The following is a 25,435-nucleotide window of genomic DNA, read 5'->3' as shown; positions in this document are numbered from 1 at the left end:
GGACCTGACCATGCAAACCCGTCTCATTCTCGCCTCTGCGGCCCTGACCCTCAGCGCCTCTACATTGTCGGCGCAAACCCTGCCCGACGGCGTGTATATTCAGGGCTTCGCAGGCTACAGCCAGTTACAGGACAGCGATTTTTCCGGCTCGATCGGGGGCGGAACTCAGTCAGTGGACACCGAATTTGACGGTGGCTTTGGACTGGGTGTGGCCGTCGGTACCGAAATCCCTGCATGGTCGAATGACAGCATCGGCACCCGGATCGAGTTGGAGTTGTCCTATCGCGACAATGACGTGGACGCGGTGAATTTCACCGGCAACGGACCGGGAGCTGAAGGGAATGTATCGGGCGATGTCAGCCAGACCTCGCTGTTCGCCAACCTTCTGTTTGACTTCAAACAAGGCGGCGCGATCACACCCTTTGTCGGGTTTGGTGTGGGTGCGACCTATTCCGATCTGGATTTCGTCTACGGGCCGGGTGTGGCGCTGGACGACAGCGACACAAATTTCGCGGCCCAGCTGATTGCCGGTGTCGCCTATGACATCAGCGACTCGACCGCGTTTACGGTCGACGCCCGGTATTCCCGCGCCTTTGATGTCTCCTCCCAGCGCCTCGCGCCGAATGGTACGTCAACCGGCACGTTTGAAGACGATCTGGATACGTTCAGCCTCAACTTTGGCCTGCGCTACAGCTTCTGAACACAAACGGGGAAGCGTTTCGATCCGGTTTCTCTTCCCCAGCATGTCCCCGTGTTCTATGCACGGGGGCATGCGCTCATTCATCATCCATATGTCGTCCAGCACCAAACGCCGCCCCAACGCCGAGCAGCTATGCGCGGATCTGCCGAATGCCGAATTGTTCGAGGCCGTGAACGGGCGTGATCCCGACCAGATTGCAGGCGTTGAACTCCACTCCGGCAATCTGCACCGGCCCCGCTATCCGTTTCCGCTGCGCCCGGCCGAGATCGGCATCTTTGAAAGCCATCGGCGCATCTGGCGCAAGCTGGTCGAGGACAAGATCGATCTGGCGATTATCACCGAGGACGATCTGCGGGTTGATCCGGCGAAAATCGCCCGGGCGCTGGAACTGCTGCGCCCCCTCGCAACACCGGATCACTATATCCGCCTGCCGGTAAAACAGCGCGAAACCCCGGCCCAGACGATTGCCGGTCAGGACGACATGCGTCTGATCCTGCCGCGCGTGATCGGCCTGCAATGCGTCTGTCAGGTCGTGGGCCGCCACGCCGCCAAACGCCTGCTGGACGCGACTGACCGGATCGACCGCCCTGTGGACACGTTTCTGCAAATGCACTGGATTACAGGCCAGCCCATCCACGCCCTTCTGGGCACAGGCAATCAGGAAGTGGCCGGAGAGATCGGCGGATCAACCATTCAGACTAAACCGCCACTCAGCGACAAGCTGACCCGCGAATTCAAACGCGCGGCCTACCGAGCGCAGCTGCATCTGCATCCGCAGCGCCCGCCTGCTTCATTTGGCTAAAAATACGCTCGGGGGGAATCGTGCCCATGCGCGATGGGGGGCAGACAGCCCCCCTGCCCCGGCCCCGCCTTACGACGGTGCCTTGGTCTTGCGCAGATACGGGAAGATCGTCTCGAACTCACCGAATTTCTCTTTGGCTTCCTCGTTGGACACGGCAGGCGGAATGATCACATCCTCGCCCGGCACCCAGTTCGCAGGTGTCGCCACGCCCTTGGCTGTCATCTGCAGCCCGTCCAGCGCGCGCAGAATCTCGGCAAAATTCCGGCCTACGGTCATCGGGTAGGTCATCGACAGCTTCAGCTGCTTGTCCGGGCCGATAATAAAGACCGAACGCACGGTCGCACTGTCCGCCGGGGTACGACCATCGGGCAGATAGGCCTCGGCTGGCAGCATGTCGAAGGCTTTGGAAACGGCCAGACCATCATCGGCGATGATCGGGAAACCGGGGTTGGCATTGCCATATGCCTCGATATCCTTTTTCCACTTCTTGTGATCCTCAACCCCATCGACCGAGACACCGATCACCTTGGTGTTGCGCTTGGCCCATTCGTCGTTCAACTGGGCCACAGCCGAAAACTCGGTGGTGCAGACGGGGGTGAAATCCTTGGGGTGCGAGAACAGGATCGCCCAGCTGTCGCCGATCCAGTCATGGAACTGAACGGTGCCCTGATCCGTTTCTGCGGTGAAATTCGGGACAGTATCGTTTATACGCAAACCCATGGTTCATCTCCTTTCGCGTGAAATATCCGAGTCGGTTGGTGACAACCTAATCATTCAGACGCCACGTTAAAGCATCCGCACCCGTCTGCGATGAAAAATCGTACTCATTGGCCTAGGAAAAGCCCGATCCCAGTCGGGCATAATATTTGATCATATTCCCAACCCCCACTTGCCCCCTTGTTACGGGGGTGACAGAGTGGCCCCGTAAAACCGACCGCACGGTCGAAAGGATTCTGATCGGGAGGGAGAGCCATGATCGACAAACGCAACTTCTACATCAACGGCAAGTGGGTCGCACCCGCCACACCCAACGACTTTGAGGTCATCAACCCGTCGACCGAGGAACCCTGCGCGGTGATCTCACTGGGGTCGGAAGCAGACACCAATGCCGCCGTTGCTGCCGCCAAGGCCGCCCTGCCCGGCTGGATGGCAACCCCGCCGGAAGAGCGTATCGCGCTGGTCGAAAAGCTGGTCGATATCTACAAGACCCGGGGCGAGGATCTGGCCGGCGCCATGTCGCTTGAGATGGGCGCGCCCATCGACATGTCGCGCACACAACAGGTCGGTGCGGGCATCTGGCACCTGAAAAACTTTATCAGGGCCGCCAAAGAATTTCAGTTCGAGCGCCCGCTTGGTGATCACGCGCCGAACGACCGGATCATCCATGAGGCAGTGGGTGTGGCCGCGCTGATCACACCATGGAACTGGCCGATGAATCAGATCACGCTCAAGGTCGGTGCAGCCGCGATTGCGGGCTGCACGATGGTTCTGAAACCGTCCGAGCAAAGCCCGCTGAACGCGATGATCTTTGCCGAGATGATGGATGAGGCCGGGTTCCCGCCGGGTGTCTTCAACCTTGTGAATGGCGACGGTGTGGGCGTTGGTTCGCAACTGTCGGGCCACAGGGATGTGGATATGGTCAGCTTTACCGGCTCGACCCGCGCCGGCACGGCAATCTCCAAAAACGCCGCCGACACGCTGAAGAAGGTGCATCTGGAACTGGGCGGCAAGGGCGCCAACGTGGTCTTTGCCGATGCGGATGAAAAGGCCGTCAAGCGCGGCGTCCTGCACATGATGAACAACACCGGCCAAAGCTGTAACGCCCCCAGCCGGATGCTGGTGCAGCGCCCGATCTATGATCAGGCGGTCGAGATGGCGGCAGAAGTGGCCGACAAGGTTTCGGTCGGCAACGCGCTGGACGAAGGCCGTCATATCGGACCGGTGGTCAACGAGGTCCAGTGGGGCAAGATTCAGGACCTGATCCAGAAGGGCATCGACGAAGGCGCGCGGCTGGTTGCCGGGGGCACCGGGCGGCCCGAGGGCCTGAACAAGGGCTATTACGTGCGCCCCACCGTCTTTGCAGATGCCAACAACCAGATGACCATCGCGCGCGAGGAAATCTTTGGCCCGGTCCTGACCATGATCCCCTTTGATACCGAGGAAGAGGCTGTCGAGATTGCCAATGACACGCCTTATGGCCTGACCAATTACGTGCAGACACAGGACACCGCGCGGGCCAACCGCATGGCGCGGCAACTGCGGTCCGGCATGGTCGAGATGAACGGCCAGTCCCGCGCTGCGGGATCTCCTTTTGGTGGCATGAAGCAGTCCGGCAACGGCCGCGAAGGCGGTCTCTGGGGGCTTGAGGATTTTCTGGAGGTCAAGGCGGTTGGTGGCTGGGCCGCCGAATAAGCCGAGGGAATTGAATGAATAATTGCAAGGCGTTGTTATACGCCTTGCAAACCTCGTCACCTATGGCGGCAAATCACTGACCTTGATTGTCGCATTCCGATCCTTGCGGGAGTTTTGCGTTCTCGACCGAACTCAGGTGGCACAAACTGCTTTCACTGTTTGCGGCAGCACGAATGGCACATGGGTCGGCGGCAGTTTGTTTATTTTCGCGTTGATCCGATAAACATCTGTCATCATCTCGTCGGTCAGAACATCCGCCGGCGTTCCGAACCCCCAAACCTTGCCCTGAGACAGAACGCAGATCATGTCTGCGAACAATGCGGTCAGGTTTAGGTCGTGCATCACCACAATCACGCCGCCGCCCCGTGCGGCAAAATCCTTGGCGATGTCCAGAACCGTAAACTGATGGGCAATGTCCAGACTGGCGACCGGTTCGTCCAACAGAAGCCATCTGGGCTGGTCATGGCTCTGAGCGTCCCAGATTTGCGCCAGCACTCGCGCCATTTGCACGCGCTGCTGTTCACCTCCGGACAGATCCTGATACGAACGGTGTTCGAACCCTCTGAGGTCAACGTGTGCGAGGGCTCGGGACGGTAGATGGTCGTTTGTCGCGGCCAATCCGTCTGCCAGCCCAAGCCGGACAACTTCTAGAACGTTGAATGGAAAGGCAACAGTCGAGGATTGGGGTAAGACGCCGCGCATTGCCGACAATTGCCACGGCTTCAGCGCCGAAATGTCCCGCCCGTTGAGAAGGACCCTGCCCGAAGTGGCGATTTCACCCGACAAAACCTTGAGGAAGGTAGATTTCCCCGACCCGTTCGGACCAATGATCGCGGTCACCTGTCCGGGCTGCGCTTTGAATTCAATATCACGCAGGATTTCCTTGCCGCCCAGCCGGACGTGAATGTTTTCGGCCTTCATTGCTTACGCTCCCATCATCCCGTGGCGCCGCAGCAGAATCCACAGAAATACCGGCGCCCCGAGTACGGCCGTCACGATACCGATCGGCAACTCGGCGGGTGCGACGACGATGCGGCTGATCATGTCGGCACAGAGCAGCAGACTGGCGCCCAGAAGTGCGGAATTCAGCAGCAGTCTGTGGTGATCGGGGCCCGTTGCGATGCGAAGCAGATGCGGCACGATAATCCCTACGAACCCGATACCGCCCGACACCGCCACGGCGGCACCTGTCGCGGCGGCTACCGCCAGAATGGCAAGGCTTTTGCTGCGTTGGACCGGGATGCCGATATGATGCGCCACGGCCTCTCCCATGGCCATACCGTTCAGCGCGCGTGCCAGAAATTGCGCGGAAATGATGGCGATCAGGATAATCGGCGCGACGGTCACAACCTTGGTCCATGTCGCGCCTGCCAGCGACCCCATTCCCCAAAAGGTCAGATCACGCAGCTGCTGATCATCAGCCATGTAGACCAGAACGCCCGAAACCGCGCCGGACAACGCGCCCAGCGCGATACCGGCCAGCAGCATGGTCGCCACTGATGTCTGACCGCGCCGGGTCGAGACCCGGTAAAGAACAAGGACCGAGGCCCAGCCGCCGAAAAACGCCGCGAAAGCGACCAGCCCGTTGCCGGCCCAGCCCAGTATTGCTGCGGGCAAATAGGCACCAAGTATGATCGCCGAAATTGCCCCCAGACTTGCCCCGGCACTGACGCCCACGATTCCGGGATCTGCCAGCGGGTTTCTGAACAGGCCTTGCATCACCACACCGGACACAGCCAGTGCTGCCCCGACAAGTATACCCATCGCCAGACGCGGCAGTCGGATATCCCACAATACGATCCTGTTCAGATCCGACACATCCCGACCCGCTATCAGGTTCTTTAATGCGTCTCCCAGCGATGCGGATGACGCACCGACGGAAATACTTGCGACACTGACAAGTATCAGCAGCATCACAAGAAATACCGACATCATTCGCGCAGCCGCTCGACGGTCCGCCGAGGGGATGGTCATACCATCATGCCCGGAAACAAGGGTCACAGGCCTTGCCCGTTTCGTTGCAACGCAGCAGACAGTTCAGTGATCGCCGAGGCGGTCCGGGGGCCGAAACCCAGAAGATACAGCCCCTTCATGCGCACCAGTCTTTTGTTCCGACCGGCCGGGGTCAACGCAAGCGCCGGCAACTCGAAAAGCTCGGTCTCGCTGGTTGCATGATCATCGCCCCTGTCCATCATCAAAATGATATCCGGAGCGGCAACGGCCAGAGCCTCGGGGGTGATCGGTTTGAACCCCGAAACATTCGGGACAGCGTTTACGCCACCGGCCAGCCGTATGATGCTGTCCGCCTGTGTCTCGGTACCGCCTACCAGTATCCGGTCATCTCGTGCAGACAGGATAAAAAGAACGCGCATCGGGTTGGACCCGGTCGCAGCCACAGCCGCTGCGTTGGCCGCGTCAATTTCCGCCCCGACCTGATCCGCCAGCGCATTGGCCGCAGACTCCTCATTCAGGGCGGCGCCAACGGCCCTGATCTTGGCCACCACGCCGTCCCGGCTGAATTCATCAGTAATTTCCACGAAGTCCACACCCGCGTCCTTGAGAACGGCAATTGCCTCGGGCGGACCGGCGCCTTCAATCGACAGGATCATGTCCGGGGCGACGGACAAAACGCCTTCGGGTGTCAACGCGCGCATGTAGCCGATGTCCGGCAGGTCCTGCGCCTCGAGGGGGAAGCTTGACGTCCGGTCGCGTCCGACCAGCCTGTCCTGTTGACCCAATGCATAAACAATCTCGGTCACGGATCCGCCAATCGCAATAATGCGATTGGCCTCTGTTTCCTTTGCAGATGCCGCATGTGGTGCAGCCCATCCGGCAACAACAAAGCCGACGCTCAGGACGGTGCGCCACATACCCATCAGGCAACCTCCGACGTTTGAAGCGGCTCGAGACCCGACACGAGCTTGTCCCAGGCAGGGCGGTGGTCCGTCTCACTCGAGCGGCGTCCGAAAATCTGAAAGATCAGGCCCCCATCGGCATCGAAAGCCTCGACCGACACAGCCGGTCCGCGCTGGGTCGGTTTGGTGACGGCCCAGACTTCGGCAATATGATCCGATCTCAGATGCAGGTTGAAACGGGGATCGAGAACATTGAACCAAGGTCCCATCTGTTTGATCGTCCGGACCGGCCCGCCGTGTATCTCGATGCAACCGCGGTTTCCGACAAAGATCATGACCTCAAGTTCCTGAGCCCGCAACTGTTCAAACATCGTTTCAATCGCGCTGACCTCCAGCGCGCGCACCAACGGCTCGCCAGCGATCCGGTATGCGCCCAGGCGATTCATTTTGAGCTTTGAAGTCAGGCGCAGGAATTGGTGGGTATCGGTCATCTTTGCCCATTCGGTGCGCAGGGCGTCGGCCTTTTCGGCGTTGGCCTTTGGCGCTTCGGCCGGTTGGCGGGGCGCGACATCGAGCACCTGTGCCTGATCTTCTGATTTCAGCGCCGCAACAAGGTCGTGCCAATACCCATGGTTTGAATCGTCACGCAGATGAATCTTGTGCACCGCATCGCCCGCGGCATCAAAAAACTGCAAAGACCGCTTTGTTCCCTTGTCGCCGTCGCGTTCAACGGCAAAGGCATGGACCCAGTGTTTTGGGAACATGCGCAGATCAATATCTTCGGTCAGAACCATCGAGGCATGCGCGCCGGAATGATAGCTGTCGTACTGTCCAACTTTTTCGATCACACAGGACGGGTTCCGGGTGAGTGCCAGAACCTCACCCAGCCCGTTGAGGCGCGGGAGAATCTCGTCAAGATCTGCCGACAGCCGAGTCGCACCGTGGCCAACAAACGCGGCAACCAGCTGTGCCTCGGCAAGTCCGAGCGAGTCAGCAAGATCACGGTCACGACGTCCAGGGTTCTCATTGTATGCGGCACGCACCTGTTCTGGTGCCATAAGCGCCTGTTCCATCATGGTTTTCCCATCTTCAAATTTTTGGATTGGATCAGCTGGCGCTGCGAGTGCTGATATCAGCCGCATGCTGGCAGGGGTCGTCAGAACGGCCCCGATTTATTGTTGACTAATTTAGTAAGCTTTATTAACGAACACAAGCCGCCAAATGGTGGATTTAAAAAACAACAAAAAAGACCAGCGCCAGCGCCCTGCCAGCCCTTCCGGTCCTTGTACGTATCGAAGGGACAGATATGCGTGCGCAATTACAGATGATGAGGCTGTGGGGAACAGCCTCAGGCCTCAGCCTTATGGCAGCCGCAGCCTGGGGGCAAGAACAGGACGACGGTTTCCTAGGCACCCTTGAACTGGGCGAAAGCAAACGGGAAATTCAGACGGATACTGCGGTCCCCGTAACCAACATCGATCAGGAAGAGATCAATGACCGGCAGGCGAACACCGTCGCGGAACTGATCGACAGCGTGCCGGGCGTGACCCTGGTGAACGGTTCGACCCCGCAAGGTTCAGGTATCAACATTCGCGGCTTCGGGGCCAACGGCACCTTTGGCACTGACCAGAAAGTGCTTGTCCTGATCGATGGTGCGACGACGGGTGGCGAGGAGCTGTACCGTATCGGCAACCAGCTGTTTACGGACCCGCAGCTGTACAAAAGTGTTTCGGTGATCCGCGGAACCGTGGGGTCGTTCGAATACGGCTCGGGTGTGGTCGGCGGTGTCGTTCAGCTGGAAACCAAGGACGCGTCCGACTTTACCGGAGGCGAGCCGGGCTTCCGGTTCCGTCAAACGCTGGAAGGCTATTCGAACGGCAACGGATTTGCCTCGTCGTCGATCCTGGCCTGGCAGCCGACCGAGCAGGCCGAGTTCCTGTTGAACTATACCTATCGCGATCAGGACATTCAGCAGGACGGCAATGGACAGGACATCGGCAACAGTGCCTTCACGCTGCCGTCCTTTCTGGCCAAAGGTAAATACAGTTTTGGTGACAACCTCGAACATTCGCTGACTGCATCCTGGAACCAGTCCCAGTCAGAAGAGCGCGATGTGCCTTATGACTCGTTTGGCACAACATCCGATGCATTTGGCAACGTTGACCGTGACATCGATACAAAAATTGCCATCTTGCGTTATCAGTACCGTCCGGCAGGCAACGACCTGATCGATCTGGACGTCAACCTCAGCTATTCGGACCAGACAATCGACAGCTCTTATGTCGAGGGGTCCTCGAGTCTGGAGGGAACGCCCTTTTTCCCGTCAATACGGGCTCTGGCCGATGCGGATCATCAATACGAGACGACAAAGCTGACGGTGAAGAACGCGTCGTATTTCCAGACCGGAAACGTATCGCACGACCTGCGTACTGGTATTGAATTTATCAATCGGGACCGGCTTGACGCGGCATCGGCGCCCGGAGGTACCGACCGCCGGATCGCTGTGTTTGCGGTTGACGACATGCAGATCGGTGATCAGCTGACGATCACACCAGCGCTGCGGTATGAGACACAGGATATCAAGGGCAACAGCGACGCGACCCCTCCTGCAAACGCAAGTTATGACAACAACGCCTTGATGGGCGGCCTGTCAGCGCGGTACGAGTTTGCCAGCGGTTTCGCGATTTTCGGGGGCGGCGCATACACCGAAAGCCTGCCGATCATCGACGATCTGGGTACGCCGATATTCATGACGCAACCCGAAAAATCGACGACCTGGGAGGCCGGATTTTCGTATAATCAGGGCGATATCTTTGCCTCGGGCGACGTCGTGCGCGCCAAGGTAAACCTCTATGACACGACCCTGCGGGACATTACGTCCTATTCAGGCGCAGATGAGGTCAACGCGCAGGGTGTGGAAATCGAAGCGTCCTATGCGGTGGCCAGCGGATTCTACGCCGATTTCAACGCCAACATTGTCAAAGCCACGGAAACCAGTGCAACCGGTGCCGAAACACGGTGGCGCAATGAACCGGCAGATACCGCACGGCTGACAGTCGGCAAACGGTTTGGCCGGACACTTGATGTCAGCTGGGAAATCCTGGGGTCCAGAGCGGGCTTTGATTCGTCGGGTAATCCAATCGGCGGCTATGGCCTGAACACACTGCGTGCCACGTATCTGCCGCAAGCGGGCGCATTCCAAGGTTTCGAGGTACGCGTTGGCATCGAGAACATCTTTGACAAAGACTACCAGTCCAGCCTTTCGACCCGTAAATCGCCGGGCCGGAACTTTAAGCTGACACTGGCGAAGACCTTCTGAGGCAAGCGAAAGGGCCGGTCATGTCGACACCCCCAAATCCCATCGTTCGAGCGGCCCTGCTGGCCCTGTCCCCTATCGTGGGGACAGGGCCAGCAGCCGCCGAGGAACCTGCCCCCAACGGTGGCATTTCCCTTGAACTCAGCGCGGCAGAGCTGCGTGGACAAAGCTGCCTTCTGAGTTTCGTGGCCGAGAACACAACCAATGACGACCTCGCCGAGGTGGTTTTCGAAACGGTTCTGTTTGGCGCAGAGGGACAGGTCGCGCTTTTGACATTGCTGGATTTCGAACAATTGCCGGTTGGGCGTCCAAGGGTCCGGCAGTTTCAGTTCGACGGCCTGAGCTGCGACCAAATCAGTCGCGTTCTGATCAACGGGGCCGACCAATGCCAGACCAAAGTCGGCCCGACGGATGCCTGCACGGATGCACTGCGCGTCAAGAGCCGTCTGAACATCGACATGATCGGATAGCGGGATGATAGACATCAAACAATCTCTTCTCAATATTGTCGAACTGGGCGGCCCGGTTGTGGCCGTCCTGATCGCGACATCCGTCGCGACGCTGTCGCTGGTTCTTTACAAACTCTGGCAATACCGGGCGGCGGGCGTCTCTAGACATCTGGAACTTTCTCAGGCCATCGACGCATGGGACAGGGGCAACAAAGGCGAAGCCTGGACCCATCTGGACAAAAGCCGCAGCTATCTGGCGCCGGTGGTACGGATGGCGTTTTCCGGTGACGGGCAAAACCTGTCGGATCGCGCAGATGCCGAGGCCGAAACCCGGTTTGCGCGGTTGGAGCAAGGCCTGAACGTGCTGGACATGGTGGCGCAGCTTGCTCCGCTGCTGGGGTTGTTCGGCACGGTCATCGGTATGATCGACGCATTCCGGACATTGCAGGGGGCGGGCAGCTCCGTTGATCCGTCGCTGTTGGCCGGGGGTATCTGGGTGGCACTGCTGACGACTGCAGCCGGTTTGGCGGTTGCCATGCCCGCATCCATGATCCTGACCTGGTTCGAGGCCCGGATGAGACGCGAGCGCATTTTTGCGAACCGGGCATTTCGCACGGTATTTGCACCCGGTCATACCCTGTCAGAGCCGGAAGCCGGTTCGCCACGTACCGCGCTGGCCGCCAATGGCGCTTGATGTTCTGAAGAAGCGGCGCAAACGCCTTTCGATGACATCGCTTATCGATGTCATCTTTCTGCTGTTGCTGTTCTTCATGCTGAGCTCGACCTTTTCCAAACATGGCGAGATCGAGTTGACGTCTTCGACTGGCGGGGGCGCAGATACGGACCGCACGGTTCGGTTCCTGAAACTGAATGCAGAACAAATTTTGCTTGATGGGCAATCTGTATCGCTGCAGCAGGTCACATCAGTTCTGCAATCCGATAAACCTCAGACCGTTGTGATCAGCCTTGGGCAGGAAACCACCTCGCAGCAATTGATTGACCTGATGGCAGTGCTGCGGCCGGTAAAGCTTCTGCAAACACGGGTGTTGGGATGATGCGGCTGGAATCTAGGCCCAAAAATGCCAGGGAGCCGACGATTGCGTTGATCAACGTTGTTTTCCTGCTGCTGGTCTTTTTCATGATCGCGGGCACGCTGGCGCCGCCGATGAACAGTGATGTGCAGCTTGTGCAAACGCAGGATCTGGACGGGCGTGAGCCGCCGGATGCTCTGGTGATCCGGGCGGACGGCACCATGGAATACCGGGGTGCCGAGCTGACGTCTGCGGCAGCCTATGTGGACCGGGCTTCGATCGATTTGCCTTTGGACGCGGTGCGGATCGTGCCGGATCGGTCCCTGCCGGCAATCCAGCTGGTCCGGGTCAGTTCGGATCTGCGGGCGCTTGGCGCAAAACAGATATTCGTGGTGACTGAAAGAGCGTTGCAATGATCCCTTCATCGTACCGTGTGGCTGTAATCGCAGTCTTCCTTGCCATTGCAACGCATGGTTTGGCCTTGCAGGATTATTCGACATCCGAACCCGCACAAACCGAGGGCAGCGGGTCGGTCGAGGTCGCCGCCTTCGGGTCATCTTTCAAGGATCTTGTCGCCGGAGCGGCCGCATCCGCCCCGCCTCCGTCGCGTCATCAGGCGCAACCGCCGCAGCCAACCCAACCCGCCGAGAAACAGGCGCTCAGCCCAACCGCGAACGCATCGGCCCTGCAGGGTACGACAGGGGCCAGCAAGGTGACGGCGCCTCGTGATTCAAACACTCATTCATCGGCTGTTCCGCGAAAAGCCCTTGCGCCTGCGCAATCGACGAATGTTGTGAGCGCAAAAACAGCGAAGACTGAAATTAGGCCTGAAGCAGAGCCCAAACCCAAGGGTCAGATCGCATCGCAACAGGGAAACGCAAACAAAACCGCCAAAAAGGGCAGCGACGCAGGTCGCAAACGGGACGGTTCCAGCAAGGCCACACAGAACCGGTTCGCGTCGGCCAAGCAGGGCGATGCGGCTGCGGATAATTACAAAGGTCTGGTGTTGCGGAAAATTTCTCGGACGCGGCGCAAAAGTGTCAACATTCGCGGAACTGCCGTGGTCCGGTTTCAAATAGCCGATAGCGGATCACTTGCGTCATTGTCGATCAGCCGCAGCTCGGGCTCAAAGCGTCTGGATCAGGTGGCATTGGCGCAAATCAGAACTGCGGCGCCGTTTCCGCCACCGCCTGCCGGTGCCCGGCGTAACTACACAATCGAGATCGTCGGTCAGTAGCATTCGGATCCTCTGGCAGGCTGACGATGCCTGTTCTCTTCCATCTCTGTTCAAGGAAAACATGCCTCTGACGCGGCATGTGGATGTCATTGAGTGGCCTGCCTGCGGTCCGGTAATTCAGGGCACACACAGCCGGGATCATTTGATCGCCGAAAAGGCCGGCCAACCCGCGTCGCTGGCTCGAAACAGCCGGATTTGGATGCCCCGTGAAAAAACGCTTGGTTTTTTCATCAGATTGCGCCACGGTGAAAAACGAGGAGAAAATTTCACGAGATTCGGAGCGACAGGTGAACGACCAGGCCCCACACAGCGCGACACTTGGTGCCGATATCCGCGCCCTGCGCAAGGCGCGCGGGCTGACGCTTGCCGAAATTGCCGCAAAGCTTGATCGGTCGGTCGGCTGGTTCAGCCAGGTCGAACGCGACATGTCCGAGCCTTCGATCTCTGATCTGCGCCAGATTGCCCAATGTCTGGGTGTGCCGATGTCGATGCTGTTTGCCCATTCCGCGGCACCCGCCGATGAACAGGGATATGTCGTGCGCGCCGGGTCGCGCCGCCCCATGGGATCGGGCGAGGAAGGGCTGATCGAAGAGTTGCTTTCACCCGACCTGACCGACGATTTCGAGATGGTGCATTCGACCTTTCAACCCCATTCCCGCATGCAGACCCCGGCGAACCGGCCCACGCAGGAAGTTGGTTACATGGTCTCCGGTCAGCTTGATCTCAGGATTGGCGGCCGTGCCTACACCGTGGGACCGGGCGACAGTTTCCGGATCAAGCACGAACCCTATCAATGGTCCAACCCATATGACGAGCCCGCCGTTGCGGTCTGGGTCATCGCCCCGCCGGTGTACTGATGAGTTTCGAGGCATGGACCATATTCGCGCTGTTCTGGGTGGTTTTCGTCACCACTCCGGGGCCGAATGCGGTCAATTGCATCTCGAACGGGATGAGCCTGCCGTTTCCCAAGGCGATGCTGGGTGTGCTGGCCATCCTGACACAGGCCAGTGCCTTTCTGATCCTGTCGGCGCTGGGTGTCACTGCCCTGATCGCGGCATCACCAACCGGGTTCTTCATCGCCAAGCTGATCGGTGCAGGGTTCCTGATCTGGCTGGGCGTGCGGGGCTGGATGAATTCCACAAGGCCAGTCCCGGCCACCGAACGCCCCGCGCGGCACATCTATCTGCACGCGCTGGCCGTCGCCACGATCAACCCCAAAAGCGTTGCAGGATACCTCGCGGCGTTTTCGCAATTCGTGCAGCCGGACGTGCCGATCTGGCAGCAGATGGCGGTGATTATGCCCACGGCTCTGATCATCACGACGCTCAGCTATACCGGGTTCACCCTGCTTGGCGCGCTGATGGGAAAAGCCGCGCTGGGGGCCGTCTTCAACACATGGGTGCGCCGGGTGATGGCGACCTGCTTCATCATTTACGGCGTGTTGCTGGGGGCCAGCACCACGCCCACAGCAAGGGGGTAAAGACATGCATACCGGTTCCTGCCTCTGTGGCGCCGTCGCATTCAATATTGACGGAGACCTGTCGCCACCATCCGCCTGCCATTGCGGCCAGTGCCGCAAGCAATCGGGCCATGTCTGGGCCTCGACCTCGACCCATCAGGACAACCTGAGCTTTACCGCCAGCGACACGCTGAGCTGGTTTCGCGCATCCGACATTGCAAAGCGCGGGTTCTGCCGCGCCTGCGGTTCGTTCCTCTTTTGGCAGCACAATGACGAGGACACGATTTCGATTTCCATGGGGGCGCTGGACGCGCCTACCGGACTGAAACTCGCCCGGCACATCTTTGTGGCCGACAAGGGCGATTACTACGACATCACGGACGACCTGCCCCAACGGGCGCAATAACAGGAACTGAAAGACATGAGTGATTTTCCGACAAAAGCCCGCGTGGTTATTATCGGTGGCGGTGTGGTGGGGACCTCCTCGCTCTACCATCTGGCCAAGAAAGGCTGGACCGACTGCGTCCTGCTGGAAAAGAACGAGCTGACCGCAGGCTCGACCTGGCATGCGGCGGGGAACGTGCCGACCTTCTCGACCTCGTGGGCGATCATGAACATGCAGCGGTATTCGACCGAGCTGTATTCCCGTCTGGGGGATGAGGTCGATTATCCGATGAACTATCACCAGACCGGCTCGATCCGTCTGGCGCATACGAAAGAGCGTGTGCAGGAATTCGAACGGGCCTGCGCCATGGGCCGCTATCAGGGCATCGAGATGGAGATGTGGACGCCTGAACAGGCCAAGGAACAGTACCCGTTCCTTGAAACCCACGACCTTGAGGGCGTGCTGTTCGACCCCAGCGACGGTGACATCGACCCAGCGCAGCTGACGCAGGCGCTGGCTAAGGGTGCCCGCGACATGGGCGCAAAAATCCTGCGCTTTACCCCTGCAACCGGCGTGACCCAGCACGACGACGGCACTTGGACCGTCAGCACCGAGAAAGGTGATATTGACTGTGACTATGTGGTGAACGCAGCAGGGTACTATGCCCAGCGCGTGGGTGAGTGGTTCAAGCCCTTTGGCGGGCGCACTGTTCCGATGATGGTGATGAGCCACCAGTACCTGCTGACCGAGGAAATCCCCGAGATCGAGGCATGGTCGAAGCAAAGCGGACAAAAGCTGCCGCTGCTGCGCGATGTGGATGTGTCATACTACCTGCGTCAGGAAAAGCACGGCTTCAACATCGGCCCGTACGAGCCCAACTGCCGCGCGCATTGGGAAACCGAGGCCGACCCGATGCCGGACGATTTCAGCTTTCAGCTGTGGTCCGACGATCTGGACCGGATCGAGGACATCGTTGCCGACGCGATGGAGCGTGTGCCGTTGTCCGGTGAAGCCGGTATCTCGCGCATCATCAACGGCCCGATCCCCTATGCGCCGGATGGCTTGCCTCTGATCGGTCCTATGCCCGGCGTGAAAAACGCGTTCGAAGCCTGCGTCTTTACCTTTGGCATCGCGCAAGGCGGCGGCGCTGGCAAGGTGCTGGCGGAATGGATCGTCGACGGGTTTACCGAGTGGGACATGTGGTCGGTCGATCCGCGCCGTTACACCGATTACACCGATCACGACTATTGCGTGAAAAAAGGTATGGAGGTTTATGGCAACGAATACGCCATGCACTTCCCGCATCACGAATGGCCCGCCGCGCGCGACAAGAAACTGTCGCCGGTGCATGCAAAGGTCAAGGAACTGGGCGGTGTCATGGGCGCCTATAACGGGTGGGAGCGTGCCAACTGGTTCGCACAGCCCGGTGACGACGTGACCGAGGAAAGCACACACACATGGGGCCGGTCCGGCCCTTGGGAGCAGCGGATCAAAGAAGAATGCGAGGCCGTGCGAGACCATTGTGGCGTTTTGGATTTGCCAGGCTTCTCGCGCTTCATGGTCAAGGGAGAGGGTGCCGCCGAGGCACTGCGCGGTCTCGCAACCGGCGGTTTGCCCAAGGTTGGCCGGATGAACCTGATCTATGTCTCCGACGATCGTGGCCGTATCCTGACTGAAATGTCCTGCATTCGTCTGGGCGAGGATGAGTTCGTGATGATCACCGCTGCCACTGCGCAGTGGCATGACCGGGACATCCTGCTGAACGCGATGCCCGAAGGTGTCAGTGTCGAGGATGTGACCACCACACGCGACACGCTGATCGTCACCGGCCCGAAATCGCGCGAGATCCTGTCGGGTCTGACCGATGCGGACCTGTCGACCGGATGGCTGACGCACCAGTCCGCAACAGTTGCGGGCCAGCCCGCCTATCTGATCCGCGTGTCCTTCGCCGGTGAACTGGGTTGGGAGGTTCATGCCCTGAACGAGCATATGCCTGCCATCTACGGCGCCATCATTGACGCAGGCGCCAAGCCGTTCGGCATGTATGCTCTGAACTCCTTGCGTATCGAAAAGGGCTACCGTGCGTGGAAGGGCGATCTGTCGACCGACTTCTCGTTGCTCGAAGGTGGGCTGGGCCGGTTCGTCAAGCTGGACAAGCCGCAGGACTTCCCCGGCAAGGCCGCGATCCAGAACGAAAAGCAGCAGGGCGCGAAAAAGCAGTTCGTTACCCTGCTGGTCGAGGCAAAGGATTGCGACGCGCCTTACATGTCCTGCATCTGGCATGATGGTCAGATCGTCGGTGAAACCACGTCCGGCGCATGGGGCTATCGCATCAATGCCTCGGTCGCGCTGGGCATGGTGCGTCCGGATCTGGCAACCCCGGGTACCGAGCTTGAGGTCGAAATCTACGGCGAAAAGTGTCGCGCTGTGGTACAGGAAGATCAGCCGCTTTGGGACCCAGCGAACGAGCGGCTCCGCGCCTGATCGCGACAAGGAGGCCTCCATGGGCAAGCGCTATGCCAAACTGGGACCCGGTGAGGGTCCCAACTATGACTGGGAAAACGATCATACCTTTGTCAAATTGTCCGGTCAGGACACCGGCGGCGCCTATACGCTCATGGAGGACAACCTCAAATCCAGCTTTGCGCTGGGTTTGCATCGGCATGACAGCCATGCCGAGACATTCTATTTCCTCGAAGGTCAGGTCGATTTCTATGTCGATGGTGACTGGCATCGCTGCACCCCGGGCACCACGATGCACGTGCCACCCGGAGTGCCACATGCCTGCCGTGTCGCGGGCAACGCACCTGCGAAAATGCTCATGATTTTTCAGCCATCGGGTTTTGACGGGTTTCTGGCGGAACTGGCAACGATGGATGAAGCGGATTTTGCAGATGAGGCAAAGATGGCCGATCTCAACGCCTGCTATGACATCGTGCCGATGGGCCCGGTGCCGCCGCATCCGGACGACGGGGGCTAAGCGATGAGCATACCCGCAGTCATGTCCGGCGTTTACCTGACCCGCCACGGCGGGCCGGACGCGCTGGAATGGCGCAACGACATTCCCGTTCCGACCCCCGGCCCCGGACAGGTGCTGGTCAGGGTTGCGGCAGCCGGGGTCAACAACACCGATATCAACACCCGGGTCGGGTGGTATTCGTCCGAAGTGACCGGGGCCACCGATGCCGTCGATCAGGATGTCGAGGCCGGAGGCTGGGGCGGAGCGCTGGTCTTTCCCCGCATTCAGGGCGGTGATCTGTGTGGCATTGTTGAGGCCGTTGGGGCAGGTGTTCCGTTCAAACCCGGTCAACGCGTGACCTGCCCGATCAACCTGCCGCGTCCGCGTCCCGGCAACCCGCACGGGTTCATCGCGCTGGGCTCGGAGATCGATGGCGCATTCGCCCAATATTGCCTCGTCGACGCCGACGATCTGTATGACGTAACCGCTTCTCCGCTTTCCGACGCGGAGATCGCCGCGATCCCCTGCGCATTTGGTACGGCCGAGAACCTTTTGACCCGCGCGGGTGTGACGGCGGGACACAAGGTGCTGATCACCGGTGCATCAGGTGGCGTCGGATTGGCGGCGGTGCAACTGGCCGCCCTGCGCGGTGCCGCCGTCTGGGGCGTGACCAGCCCGGCCAAGGCCGAAGTGGTCAAAGGACAGGGTGCAACGGACACGTTCGGCCGCGATGCCACCCTGCCGCAGGACATGTTCGATGTTGTCATCGACGTAGTAGGTGGCCCGGCCTGGCCTGGCCTCATCCTTGCGCTTAAACCCGGCGGGCACTACGCCGTGTCCGGTGCCATCGCCGGGCCGATGGTTCAGGCCGATCTGCGCGACATCTACCTGCGTGACATCACCATCCACGGATGCACCCATCAGGCATTCGAGGTCTTTGGCCGGTTGGTTACACTGATGAACGAAGGCCGGATCAAACCGCTGATCTCAAAAACCTACCCTTTGCAGGACATTGCCGAGGCGCAGCAGGATTTCCAATCCAAGGCGCTGCCGGGAAAACTGGTCCTGATCCCATGACGGAGGCTGACCCATGGCTGACATAACCCTACTGGATGGTTCGATCGGGCAGGAACTTGTCAAACGCAGCGGCGACCGGGCGACGCCGCTTTGGTCGACCCGCGTGATGATCGACCACCCCGATCTGGTGGGCGATGTCCATGCCGATTATTTCCGGCGGGGCGCCACCATTGCCACGACCAACACCTACGCCGTTCATCGCTCGCGCCTTGTCCGGGTGGGGATGGAGGATCAGGTTCCGGACCTGATCGACGTTGCGCTGTCGCAGGCCGAACGCGCCTGCAAGGGAACCGCCGGTCGTATCGCGGGATCGCTCGGGCCGCTTCTGGCATCCTACCGCCCGGACCTGAACCCCGACCCCGCCGATGCCGCCGACAAATTCGCAGAGCTTGCAACCATGATGGCCCCGCGCGTCGATCTGCTCCTTATCGAAACCGTGTCGTCAGTGCAGGAGGCCGAGGGCGCCCTGCGCGGCACGCAAGGCTGCGGCAAACCGGTCTGGCTGGCGCTGACGGTGATGGATGATGACGGCACCCGACTGCGTTCAGGCGAACCGTTGGACAACATCGCCCCCCTTGTCGAGCGATTTGATCCGCAGGCCGTACTGATCAATTGCTCGCGCCCCGAGGCGATCCCGGCTGCACTGGGGATCATCGCCACGATGGGTCGCCCCTTTGGCGCTTATGCCAATGGCTTTACCCGCATCTCCGAAGGGTTCCTGAAAGACGCCCCAACCGTGGATGCGTTGGAACAAAGAACGGACCTTGGCCCCGGTGCCTATGCCGATCACGCGATGGGCTGGGTCGAGCAGGGCGCCACCATCGTCGGCGGCTGTTGCGAGGTCGGACCCGACCACATCACGGAATTGGCGCAGCGTCTGCGCGCAGCGGGCCACAGGATCGTCTGAGCGGGAGGACACGATGACGACCGAACGGCAATGGCATTTCGACATTATTGTCGCTGACGGTTTCGTCCTCAGCGAACTGGCCGGGATCGTGGACGTGCTGCGCATCGCCAACCGGGTGTGCCCGCAGCCGCCCTTTACTTATCACTATCGGTCCCTGACCGGGGGGGCGGTGTGCAGCAGTGCCAAGGCATCAGTGGAAACCGAACCGGTCTCGTCACAGGCCAGTGCCGACTACGTGTTTGTCATCGGAAATTCCGACCCCGACCATCCCGCCCTGTCCCTGACCCGCGTCGTGTCGGATTATACCTATCGCGGCGCGCAGGTGTTTTTGCTGGCCGAGGCCGCAAGCCGCTATATCAAGGACAAGGGTGCGGACGATCACGCGACGCATTGGGAAAACGCCTCGTTCCTGCGCGAGCGTGGGGCCGGGTTCGACGCCAAGTTCTCAATCGCAACCGAGCACGGTCAGGTCGTCACCTGCGCGGGCATGGGGGCAACAGTCGATGTGGCGCTGGCGGTCATCGGGCGCCATATCTCTGGCGCGGGGAAGATGACCGTGGCGGATATCATGCTGCACGAGAACATCCGCGACTTCAGCTCGATGCAGCCCTTCTCGGGCGTCAAATCAACCACCACCGGCGACAACAAGCTGGACCAGTGTATCAAGATCATGCAGGCCAACATTGAAGAGCCCGTGCCGATCAACGAAATTGTCTCGGCGCTTGGCCTGTCCAACCGCTCGCTGGAACGCAAGTTCAAATCCTATCTGGGCACAACTCCCAACAACTTCTACCGCGAAATGCGGCTGGCCAAGGCCAACAACCTGCTGCTGAACACAACCATGAGCGTGCGCGAGATCGGCTTTGCCTGCGGTTTTCCGAACGGTTTCTCGGCCGTCTATAAAAGTGTCTACGGCATTACGCCATTCACCCTGCGCCGTCAGAGAAGGCGGGTGGATACCGAAGGGTGAAAACCCCAGCCGTTCTGACGCTTTTGATGGATTTCCTGCCGCCTCTACGTGGCAGTATGCGCCAAATCTGAAGAATCGGAGACTTCGCAATGGTTGATCTTCCTACCAAGGCCCGCGTGGTCATCATCGGCGGCGGCGTTATCGGATGCTCGGTCGCGTATCACCTGACCAAAAAGGGCTGGAACGACGTTGTGCTGCTGGAGCGCAAACAGCTGACTAGCGGCACCACATGGCACGCGGCCGGTCTGATCGCGCAGCTGCGGGCGACGGCAAACATGACCAAGCTGGCGAAATACAGTCAGGAGCTTTATGGCTCGCTCGAAGAAGAAACCGGTGTGGCCACCGGGTTCAAGAGGGTCGGTTCGATCACTGTTGCGCTAACCGAAGAGCGCAAGGAAGAGATTTACCGCCAGGCCGCAATGGCGCGTGCCTTTGGCGTCGAGGTCGAAGAGATTTCGAACGAGCGCGTGGCCGAGCTTTATCCGCACCTCAACCTTGAAGGCGTCAAAGGCGCGGTTCATCTGCCGCTGGACGGACAGGGCGATCCGGCGAATATCGCACTAGCGCTGGCCAAAGGTGCACGCCAGCGGGGCGGCATTGTCAAAGAACGCGTGAAAGTCACCGATATTGTCAAGCAGGGCCGCAAGGTCACAGGCGTGGACTGGGTTGCCGACGATGGCAGCGCTTCGGGCCATATCGAATGCGACATGGTGGTGAACTGCGCCGGTATGTGGGGACACGAGGTGGGCCGCATGGCCGGTGTCAACGTGCCGCTGCACGCCTGCGAACACTTCTATATTGTCTCCGAGCCGATCGAGGGCCTGACCCCGCTGCCGGTGCTGCGCGTCCCTGACGAATGTGCCTATTACAAGGAAGATGCGGGCAAGATGATGCTGGGCGCGTTCGAACCCAATGCCAAGCCATGGGCGATGGACGGCATTCCCGACAGCTTTGAATTCGATCAGCTGCCCGAGGATTTCGACCATTTCGAACCGATCCTCGAAGATGCCTGCAACCGGATGCCCATGCTGGCCGAGGCGGGGATTCACACGTTTTTCAACGGCCCGGAATCCTTTACTCCGGACGACGCCTATCATCTGGGTCTGGCGCCCGAGATGGACAATGTCTGGGTGGCTGCCGGGTTCAACTCGATCGGCATCCAGTCCGCCGGTGGTGCGGGCATGGCGCTGGCCGAGTGGATGGACAGCGGTGAAAAGCCCTTTGATCTGGGCGATGTGGATATCGGCCGGATGCAGCCGTTCCAGGGCAACAAGAAGTACCTGTTCGAACGCTCGAAAGAGACGCTTGGCCTGCTCTATGCAGATCACTACCCCTATCGCCAGAAAGCCACGGCGCGCGGTGTTCGCCGGACACCTTTCCACCATCACCTGAAAGAACAAGGCGCCGTATTTGGTGAACTTGCTGGCTGGGAACGCGCCAACTGGTTCGCGAATGAGGGGCAGGAGCGCGAATACCAGTACAGCTGGAAGCGCCAGAACTGGTTCGAAAACTCGGCTGCCGAGCACCGCGCCGTGCGTGAGAATGTCGGCATGTACGACATGTCTTCCTTCGGCAAGATCCGGGTCGAAGGTCCGGATGCCGAGGCGTTCATGAACTATATCGGTGGCGGCGATTACTCGGTGCCGAATGGCAAGATCGTCTATACCCAGTTCCTCAACCGCACCGGCGGGATCGAGGCGGATGTGACCGTCACCCGCCTGACCGAAACCTCCTATCTGGTTGTCACCCCGGCGGCGACGCGACTGGCCGATCAGGCGTGGATGCAGCGCCATGTAGGCGATCATCGTGTTGTCATCACTGACGTCACCGCGGGCGAGGGCGTTCTGGCCGTCATGGGCCCGAATGCGCGTGCGCTGCTGGAAAAGGTTTCACCGGCTGATTTCTCGAACGCCACCAACCCGTTCGGCACCGCGCAGGAAATCGAGATCGGCATGGGACTGGCACGTGCACATCGCGTGACCTACGTGGGCGAGCTTGGCTGGGAGGTCTATGTCTCCTCGGACATGGCGGGGCACGTTTTCGAGACCCTGCATGAAGCCGGTCAGGATATGGGGCTGAAACTGTGTGGCATGCACATGATGGACAGCTGCCGGATCGAAAAAGGTTTCCGCCATTTCGGCCACGACATCACCTGCGAGGATCACGTTGTCGATGCCGGACTCGGTTTTGCGGTCAAGGTCGACAAGGGCAGTGACTTTATCGGGCGCGAGGCGGTGATTGCACGCAAGGAAAGCGGGCCGAAGAACCGTCTGGTCCAGTTCAAACTGACCGATTCCGAACCGCTGCTGTTCCACAATGAACCGATCATCCGTGACGGTGAATATGTGGGCTATCTGAGCTCGGGCAACTACGGTCATACACTGGGCGGTGCCATCGGTATGGGTTATGTGCCCTGCGAAGGTGAAAAGTCCGCCGACGTGCTGGCGTCGAGTTACGAAATCGACGTCTGCGGCGTGAAGGTTAAGGCCGAAGCATCGCTGAAGCCGATGTATGACCCGAAATCGGAACGTGTGAAGGTCTGATCCAATCAGGCAAGGGGGCTCTGCCCCGTCCGCGGCAAGCCGCAACTCTCGTGGAGTATTTTCCGGCCAGATGAACAAGGGTTCCTTCGTTCATCTGGCCTCAAATTCTCCGGAGCGCGAGGCAGAGCCTCGCTATTTCCTTCCCCCTGTATAAGAGATGATCCATCAAGGAATGTGATGGGTCGGCCCACAGTTTACGGAGTTTTCAACGGCCCCCCGTTTGCCGTAGATACCATTGGTGTCAAACGGAGACGGTAAATGTCCGCAACCAGAAACCCAGACGAAAACGCGGATTCGCCAAAGGGGCTGGCGTTGGCGATCACTGCCTATGTTCTGTGGGGGTTTCTGCCGCTTTACATGAAGGCTATGGCGCATATCCCGCCCGTCGAAATTGTTGCTCACAGGATCATCTGGTCCGTCCCGGTCGCCGGGTTTTTGCTGATTGTGCTTGGACGCACACGTGATCTCCAATCTGCGCTGCGTAACCCGAGGATGCTTGGAATGGCCTGCCTGACGGCAGCGCTGATTTCGGTGAACTGGGCGATTTATGTCTGGGCGATTGCCAATGGCAAGGCGCTGGATGCGGCGCTTGGCTATTACATCAACCCGCTTTTCAGCATTGCTCTTGGTGCACTTCTGCTACGCGAGCCGCTGAGCCGCACGCAAATTGCGGCGGTGGCTCTGGCGGCGGTGGGCGTTGTGGTTCTGGTGTTTGAGGCCGGAAAACTCCCCTGGGCGGCCTTGGGTATGATGATCACATGGGGGTTCTACGCGTTTTTCAAACGGTCCCTTCCCATCGGGCCAAATCAGGGCTTCCTGCTGGAGGTTTTGATCCTGCTGATCCCCGCCCTGGCCTATGTCACTTGGATGGGCGCGCAGGGGGCCGGAAATTTCGGAGTGACGACGACAGACACTCTGCTGCTGGCTGGTGCTGGGATTGTCACGGCGGTTCCCCTGCTGGTTTATGCGAACGGTGCCAAACTGGTTCGCCTCTCGACAATGGGTATCTTGCAATACATCGCACCGACGATGATCTTCATTACCGCCATCACCCTGTTCGGAGAGCACATAGACCGGGGCCGCATGATCGCCTTTCCGATGATCTGGGCGGCGCTGATCGTCTATTCAATTCCGATGGTGCGCCAGATGCGGGCTCAGTCCTGACTGCGAATGGCTAACGCCAGTTGCTCGGCCCACAAGGCATAGGCTCTGGGGCTGGGGTGATATCCGTCCGGGGCGGCTAGGGCCGGGTCTTCGGGCAAGTGCAATGACAGGTGCCGGGCCTGCGGAAACTGATTTGCGACCTGCTGCAATCCCTGATCCAACCGGCCCGCCTGCCGGCCCAACACCCAGGCCAGAGGTTGCGGCAAAGCCGGAAACCGGTGCATCTGCGGCACGCCCGAGACCACGATACGGCGCACCCCCAATGTGCCAGTCAGCAAATTCAGCAACTCGGTCTGTCGCTGAATGAACTGCGCTTTTGTCACGGCACGCGTCACGTCGTTCACGCCCAGAGCAGTCACTGCAACATCGAACTCGCCGCCGATGTCGCGCAGCCTATCAATCGTGTCCGCGGTGGTGTGCCCTGTCGTTGCCTCGAGCCGCCATTCAACCGTGTGGTGCCTGCCCAGTTGACGGACCAACTGCCCGGCCAATGCCTGTTGTTGCGTTCCCGCCCCGACCCCGGCGGCCGAACTGTCCCCGGCGATCAGCAACCGCAAACGGGGTCCGCGCCCCTCGCGCCCTTTACGCGGACCTGCCGGTTCGGGCAGTAACTGTGCCTTGCGCCGAACGGAAAGCCCCTGAACCGCCAAAACCGGCAGCAGCGGCACCCGCAAAATCTGATCGGCGGCAACCGGACCGGGCATTGTCAGGACAGCGCGTCGCGATATTCAAGGAAACGGGGATCGGTCATCACCCGCGCATTCATTGCTTCGCGCAACGCTCCAATAGTCTTGTAAGGTCGCATGACCACTTCGAATTCCTGAATCAGCCCGTCATCGTTCAGCGTGATCAGATCGACGCCCACCGCATCCAGATCCCCGACCCTGCACTGAAACTCAAGCGCCCAGTCCTTGCCAGCGCCCATCACCCGACGGTAGCGAAAATCGGAAAACACCTGTCCGACATGTCCCAGCACGGCAGCCACCGGTGCCCGTCCGGTCCATGTCTTGTAGTAGGTCGGCGGCAGAAACCGCACATCCTCGGCCAGAATCTCATGGATCAGGCTTTCGTCGCCCTTGGCGACCACTTCCTGCATTTTCTCGATTGTGGGGTGCATGTCCTCTCCTCTCCGCTACCACAAGATTTGCCCAAGCCCCGCCCACGGGCAA

26 protein-coding genes are annotated in these 25,435 nt (G+C 59.9%); 19 read left to right on the top strand and 7 right to left on the bottom strand.

Annotated features, from left to right (window positions below; genetic code table 11):
* The first annotated feature begins 10 nt into the window (after positions 1-10).
* Complete coding sequence (locus tag ACR0NW_RS20075; protein ID WP_480452377.1) at positions 11-700, top strand: outer membrane protein; 690 nt, start codon at positions 11-13, stop codon at positions 698-700.
* A 70-nt stretch (positions 701-770) separates the two neighbouring features.
* Complete coding sequence (locus ACR0NW_RS20070) at positions 771-1,502, top strand: glycosyltransferase family 25 protein (protein ID WP_480452376.1); 732 nt, start codon at positions 771-773, stop codon at positions 1,500-1,502.
* A 69-nt stretch (positions 1,503-1,571) separates the two neighbouring features.
* Here the strand turns inward: ACR0NW_RS20070 and ACR0NW_RS20065 are convergent, their stop codons facing one another.
* Entirely contained in the window at positions 1,572-2,222 is a 651-nt protein-coding gene (locus ACR0NW_RS20065; RefSeq protein ID WP_170655935.1) for a peroxiredoxin, read from the bottom strand.
* Between the two features lie 252 nt (positions 2,223-2,474).
* Here ACR0NW_RS20065 and ACR0NW_RS20060 point away from each other — a divergent pair, with 252 nt between their 5' ends.
* Complete coding sequence (locus ACR0NW_RS20060) at positions 2,475-3,914, top strand: aldehyde dehydrogenase family protein (RefSeq protein WP_480452375.1); 1,440 nt, start codon at positions 2,475-2,477, stop codon at positions 3,912-3,914.
* 132 nt (positions 3,915-4,046) lie between these two features.
* On the opposite strand, the gene ACR0NW_RS20055 is transcribed toward ACR0NW_RS20060, so the two are convergent.
* The 4 genes from ACR0NW_RS20055 to ACR0NW_RS20040 are packed head-to-tail and all read right to left on the bottom strand — an operon-like array spanning position 4,047 to position 7,845.
* Positions 4,047-4,835 (bottom strand): heme ABC transporter ATP-binding protein, encoded by a 789-nt coding sequence (locus ACR0NW_RS20055; RefSeq protein ID WP_480452373.1) that lies wholly within the window; start codon positions 4,833-4,835, stop codon positions 4,047-4,049.
* 3 nt (positions 4,836-4,838) lie between these two features.
* Entirely contained in the window at positions 4,839-5,888 is a 1,050-nt protein-coding gene (locus ACR0NW_RS20050) for a FecCD family ABC transporter permease (protein ID WP_480452458.1), read from the bottom strand.
* A gap of 23 nt (positions 5,889-5,911) precedes the next feature.
* Positions 5,912-6,790 (bottom strand): heme/hemin ABC transporter substrate-binding protein, encoded by an 879-nt coding sequence (locus ACR0NW_RS20045; protein WP_480452371.1) that lies wholly within the window; start codon positions 6,788-6,790, stop codon positions 5,912-5,914.
* Positions 6,790-7,845 (bottom strand): hemin-degrading factor, encoded by a 1,056-nt coding sequence (locus tag ACR0NW_RS20040; RefSeq protein WP_480452370.1) that lies wholly within the window; start codon positions 7,843-7,845, stop codon positions 6,790-6,792. Before ACR0NW_RS20040 ends, ACR0NW_RS20045 begins: the two co-directional genes overlap by 1 nt.
* Positions 7,846-8,075: 230 nt before the next feature.
* Between ACR0NW_RS20040 and ACR0NW_RS20035 the strand changes: the two genes are divergently transcribed.
* The 16 genes from ACR0NW_RS20035 to rarD all read left to right on the top strand — a co-directional run bounded on the left by ACR0NW_RS20035 (position 8,076) and on the right by rarD (position 24,266).
* Positions 8,076-10,088, top strand: coding sequence for a TonB-dependent receptor domain-containing protein (locus ACR0NW_RS20035; RefSeq protein WP_480452367.1), 2,013 nt, complete (start codon positions 8,076-8,078; stop codon positions 10,086-10,088).
* A gap of 20 nt (positions 10,089-10,108) precedes the next feature.
* A complete protein-coding gene (locus ACR0NW_RS20030; RefSeq protein WP_480452366.1) occupies positions 10,109-10,555 on the top strand; it encodes a hypothetical protein in 447 nt (148 codons plus the stop codon).
* Between the two features lie 4 nt (positions 10,556-10,559).
* The gene (locus tag ACR0NW_RS20025) at positions 10,560-11,228 is read left to right on the top strand and encodes a MotA/TolQ/ExbB proton channel family protein (protein ID WP_480452365.1); all 669 of its coding nucleotides are present in this window, start codon (positions 10,560-10,562) and stop codon (positions 11,226-11,228) included.
* Positions 11,218-11,589, top strand: coding sequence for an ExbD/TolR family protein (locus tag ACR0NW_RS20020; RefSeq protein WP_480452363.1), 372 nt, complete (start codon positions 11,218-11,220; stop codon positions 11,587-11,589). Before ACR0NW_RS20025 ends, ACR0NW_RS20020 begins: the two co-directional genes overlap by 11 nt.
* The gene (locus ACR0NW_RS20015) at positions 11,586-11,981 is read left to right on the top strand and encodes an ExbD/TolR family protein (protein WP_480452362.1); all 396 of its coding nucleotides are present in this window, start codon (positions 11,586-11,588) and stop codon (positions 11,979-11,981) included. The genes ACR0NW_RS20020 and ACR0NW_RS20015 overlap by 4 nt, the downstream gene beginning before the upstream one ends.
* Positions 11,978-12,802, top strand: coding sequence for a TonB family protein (locus ACR0NW_RS20010; RefSeq protein WP_480452360.1), 825 nt, complete (start codon positions 11,978-11,980; stop codon positions 12,800-12,802). Before ACR0NW_RS20015 ends, ACR0NW_RS20010 begins: the two co-directional genes overlap by 4 nt.
* 287 nt (positions 12,803-13,089) lie before the next feature.
* The gene (locus tag ACR0NW_RS20005; RefSeq protein WP_480452358.1) at positions 13,090-13,659 is read left to right on the top strand and encodes a helix-turn-helix domain-containing protein; all 570 of its coding nucleotides are present in this window, start codon (positions 13,090-13,092) and stop codon (positions 13,657-13,659) included.
* On the top strand, positions 13,659-14,282 hold the full coding sequence (locus ACR0NW_RS20000) for a LysE family translocator (protein WP_170655951.1): 624 nt from the start codon (positions 13,659-13,661) through the stop codon (positions 14,280-14,282). Before ACR0NW_RS20005 ends, ACR0NW_RS20000 begins: the two co-directional genes overlap by 1 nt.
* A gap of 4 nt (positions 14,283-14,286) precedes the next feature.
* Positions 14,287-14,667, top strand: a complete 381-nt coding sequence (locus ACR0NW_RS19995) for a GFA family protein (RefSeq protein WP_170655953.1) — start codon at positions 14,287-14,289, stop codon at positions 14,665-14,667.
* A 15-nt stretch (positions 14,668-14,682) separates the two neighbouring features.
* The gene (locus ACR0NW_RS19990; protein WP_480452356.1) at positions 14,683-17,130 is read left to right on the top strand and encodes a GcvT family protein; all 2,448 of its coding nucleotides are present in this window, start codon (positions 14,683-14,685) and stop codon (positions 17,128-17,130) included.
* 19 nt (positions 17,131-17,149) lie between these two features.
* Positions 17,150-17,626 carry a cupin domain-containing protein gene (locus ACR0NW_RS19985; RefSeq protein ID WP_480452355.1) on the top strand — a complete coding sequence of 159 codons (477 nt, stop codon included), beginning with the start codon at positions 17,150-17,152 and terminating at the stop codon, positions 17,624-17,626.
* Positions 17,627-17,629: 3 nt separating this feature from the next.
* Positions 17,630-18,682, top strand: coding sequence for an alcohol dehydrogenase family protein (locus ACR0NW_RS19980; protein WP_480452353.1), 1,053 nt, complete (start codon positions 17,630-17,632; stop codon positions 18,680-18,682).
* A gap of 13 nt (positions 18,683-18,695) precedes the next feature.
* The gene (locus ACR0NW_RS19975) at positions 18,696-19,589 is read left to right on the top strand and encodes a homocysteine S-methyltransferase family protein (protein WP_480452351.1); all 894 of its coding nucleotides are present in this window, start codon (positions 18,696-18,698) and stop codon (positions 19,587-19,589) included.
* A gap of 13 nt (positions 19,590-19,602) precedes the next feature.
* Positions 19,603-20,559, top strand: a complete 957-nt coding sequence (locus tag ACR0NW_RS19970; RefSeq protein ID WP_170655963.1) for a helix-turn-helix domain-containing protein — start codon at positions 19,603-19,605, stop codon at positions 20,557-20,559.
* Between the two features lie 89 nt (positions 20,560-20,648).
* Positions 20,649-23,102, top strand: coding sequence for a GcvT family protein (locus tag ACR0NW_RS19965; RefSeq protein ID WP_480452350.1), 2,454 nt, complete (start codon positions 20,649-20,651; stop codon positions 23,100-23,102).
* A 258-nt stretch (positions 23,103-23,360) separates the two neighbouring features.
* Positions 23,361-24,266, top strand: a complete 906-nt coding sequence (rarD, locus tag ACR0NW_RS19960) for an EamA family transporter RarD (RefSeq protein ID WP_480452348.1) — start codon at positions 23,361-23,363, stop codon at positions 24,264-24,266.
* Here the strand turns inward: rarD and ACR0NW_RS19955 are convergent.
* Together ACR0NW_RS19955 and ACR0NW_RS19950 are read right to left on the bottom strand one after the other, a co-directional pair.
* Positions 24,257-24,970 carry an SGNH/GDSL hydrolase family protein gene (locus tag ACR0NW_RS19955; RefSeq protein ID WP_480452347.1) on the bottom strand — a complete coding sequence of 238 codons (714 nt, stop codon included), beginning with the start codon at positions 24,968-24,970 and terminating at the stop codon, positions 24,257-24,259. The two genes, rarD and ACR0NW_RS19955, sit on opposite strands and share 10 nt — an antisense overlap.
* Positions 24,971-24,972: 2 nt before the next feature.
* Positions 24,973-25,383 (bottom strand): nuclear transport factor 2 family protein, encoded by a 411-nt coding sequence (locus ACR0NW_RS19950; protein ID WP_480452345.1) that lies wholly within the window; start codon positions 25,381-25,383, stop codon positions 24,973-24,975.
* Between the last annotated feature and the right edge of the window lie 52 nt (positions 25,384-25,435).

It is taken from the genome of Ruegeria sp. CF5 (genome assembly GCF_056537325.1).
The sequence above is the reverse complement of the archived record's forward strand: the minus strand, read 5'-3'. Positions and strand labels throughout refer to the sequence as shown.

What these genes read in the sequence shown, in the direction of transcription:
- ACR0NW_RS20000 (WP_170655951.1), top strand. Translation starts at nt 13,659, where the DNA reads ATGAGTTTCGAGGCATGGACCATATTCGCGCTGTTCTGGGTGGTTTTC.
- ACR0NW_RS20065 (WP_170655935.1), bottom strand. Translation starts at nt 2,222, where the DNA reads ATGGGTTTGCGTATAAACGATACTGTCCCGAATTTCACCGCAGAAACG.
- ACR0NW_RS19995 (WP_170655953.1), top strand. Translation starts at nt 14,287, where the DNA reads ATGCATACCGGTTCCTGCCTCTGTGGCGCCGTCGCATTCAATATTGAC.
- ACR0NW_RS20055 (WP_480452373.1), bottom strand. Translation starts at nt 4,835, where the DNA reads ATGAAGGCCGAAAACATTCACGTCCGGCTGGGCGGCAAGGAAATCCTG.
- ACR0NW_RS20050 (WP_480452458.1), bottom strand. Translation starts at nt 5,888, where the DNA reads ATGACCATCCCCTCGGCGGACCGTCGAGCGGCTGCGCGAATGATGTCG.
- ACR0NW_RS20045 (WP_480452371.1), bottom strand. Translation starts at nt 6,790, where the DNA reads ATGGGTATGTGGCGCACCGTCCTGAGCGTCGGCTTTGTTGTTGCCGGA.
- ACR0NW_RS19970 (WP_170655963.1), top strand. Translation starts at nt 19,603, where the DNA reads ATGACGACCGAACGGCAATGGCATTTCGACATTATTGTCGCTGACGGT.
- ACR0NW_RS20025 (WP_480452365.1), top strand. Translation starts at nt 10,560, where the DNA reads ATGATAGACATCAAACAATCTCTTCTCAATATTGTCGAACTGGGCGGC.
- ACR0NW_RS20020 (WP_480452363.1), top strand. Translation starts at nt 11,218, where the DNA reads ATGGCGCTTGATGTTCTGAAGAAGCGGCGCAAACGCCTTTCGATGACA.
- ACR0NW_RS19975 (WP_480452351.1), top strand. Translation starts at nt 18,696, where the DNA reads ATGGCTGACATAACCCTACTGGATGGTTCGATCGGGCAGGAACTTGTC.
- ACR0NW_RS20010 (WP_480452360.1), top strand. Translation starts at nt 11,978, where the DNA reads ATGATCCCTTCATCGTACCGTGTGGCTGTAATCGCAGTCTTCCTTGCC.
- ACR0NW_RS20075 (WP_480452377.1), top strand. Translation starts at nt 11, where the DNA reads ATGCAAACCCGTCTCATTCTCGCCTCTGCGGCCCTGACCCTCAGCGCC.
- ACR0NW_RS20015 (WP_480452362.1), top strand. Translation starts at nt 11,586, where the DNA reads ATGATGCGGCTGGAATCTAGGCCCAAAAATGCCAGGGAGCCGACGATT.
- ACR0NW_RS20030 (WP_480452366.1), top strand. Translation starts at nt 10,109, where the DNA reads ATGTCGACACCCCCAAATCCCATCGTTCGAGCGGCCCTGCTGGCCCTG.
- ACR0NW_RS19965 (WP_480452350.1), top strand. Translation starts at nt 20,649, where the DNA reads ATGGTTGATCTTCCTACCAAGGCCCGCGTGGTCATCATCGGCGGCGGC.
- ACR0NW_RS20060 (WP_480452375.1), top strand. Translation starts at nt 2,475, where the DNA reads ATGATCGACAAACGCAACTTCTACATCAACGGCAAGTGGGTCGCACCC.
- rarD (WP_480452348.1), top strand. Translation starts at nt 23,361, where the DNA reads ATGTCCGCAACCAGAAACCCAGACGAAAACGCGGATTCGCCAAAGGGG.
- ACR0NW_RS19955 (WP_480452347.1), bottom strand. Translation starts at nt 24,970, where the DNA reads ATGCCCGGTCCGGTTGCCGCCGATCAGATTTTGCGGGTGCCGCTGCTG.
- ACR0NW_RS19985 (WP_480452355.1), top strand. Translation starts at nt 17,150, where the DNA reads ATGGGCAAGCGCTATGCCAAACTGGGACCCGGTGAGGGTCCCAACTAT.
- ACR0NW_RS19990 (WP_480452356.1), top strand. Translation starts at nt 14,683, where the DNA reads ATGAGTGATTTTCCGACAAAAGCCCGCGTGGTTATTATCGGTGGCGGT.
- ACR0NW_RS19980 (WP_480452353.1), top strand. Translation starts at nt 17,630, where the DNA reads ATGAGCATACCCGCAGTCATGTCCGGCGTTTACCTGACCCGCCACGGC.
- ACR0NW_RS20040 (WP_480452370.1), bottom strand. Translation starts at nt 7,845, where the DNA reads ATGATGGAACAGGCGCTTATGGCACCAGAACAGGTGCGTGCCGCATAC.
- ACR0NW_RS20035 (WP_480452367.1), top strand. Translation starts at nt 8,076, where the DNA reads ATGCGTGCGCAATTACAGATGATGAGGCTGTGGGGAACAGCCTCAGGC.
- ACR0NW_RS20070 (WP_480452376.1), top strand. Translation starts at nt 771, where the DNA reads ATGCGCTCATTCATCATCCATATGTCGTCCAGCACCAAACGCCGCCCC.
- ACR0NW_RS19950 (WP_480452345.1), bottom strand. Translation starts at nt 25,383, where the DNA reads ATGCACCCCACAATCGAGAAAATGCAGGAAGTGGTCGCCAAGGGCGAC.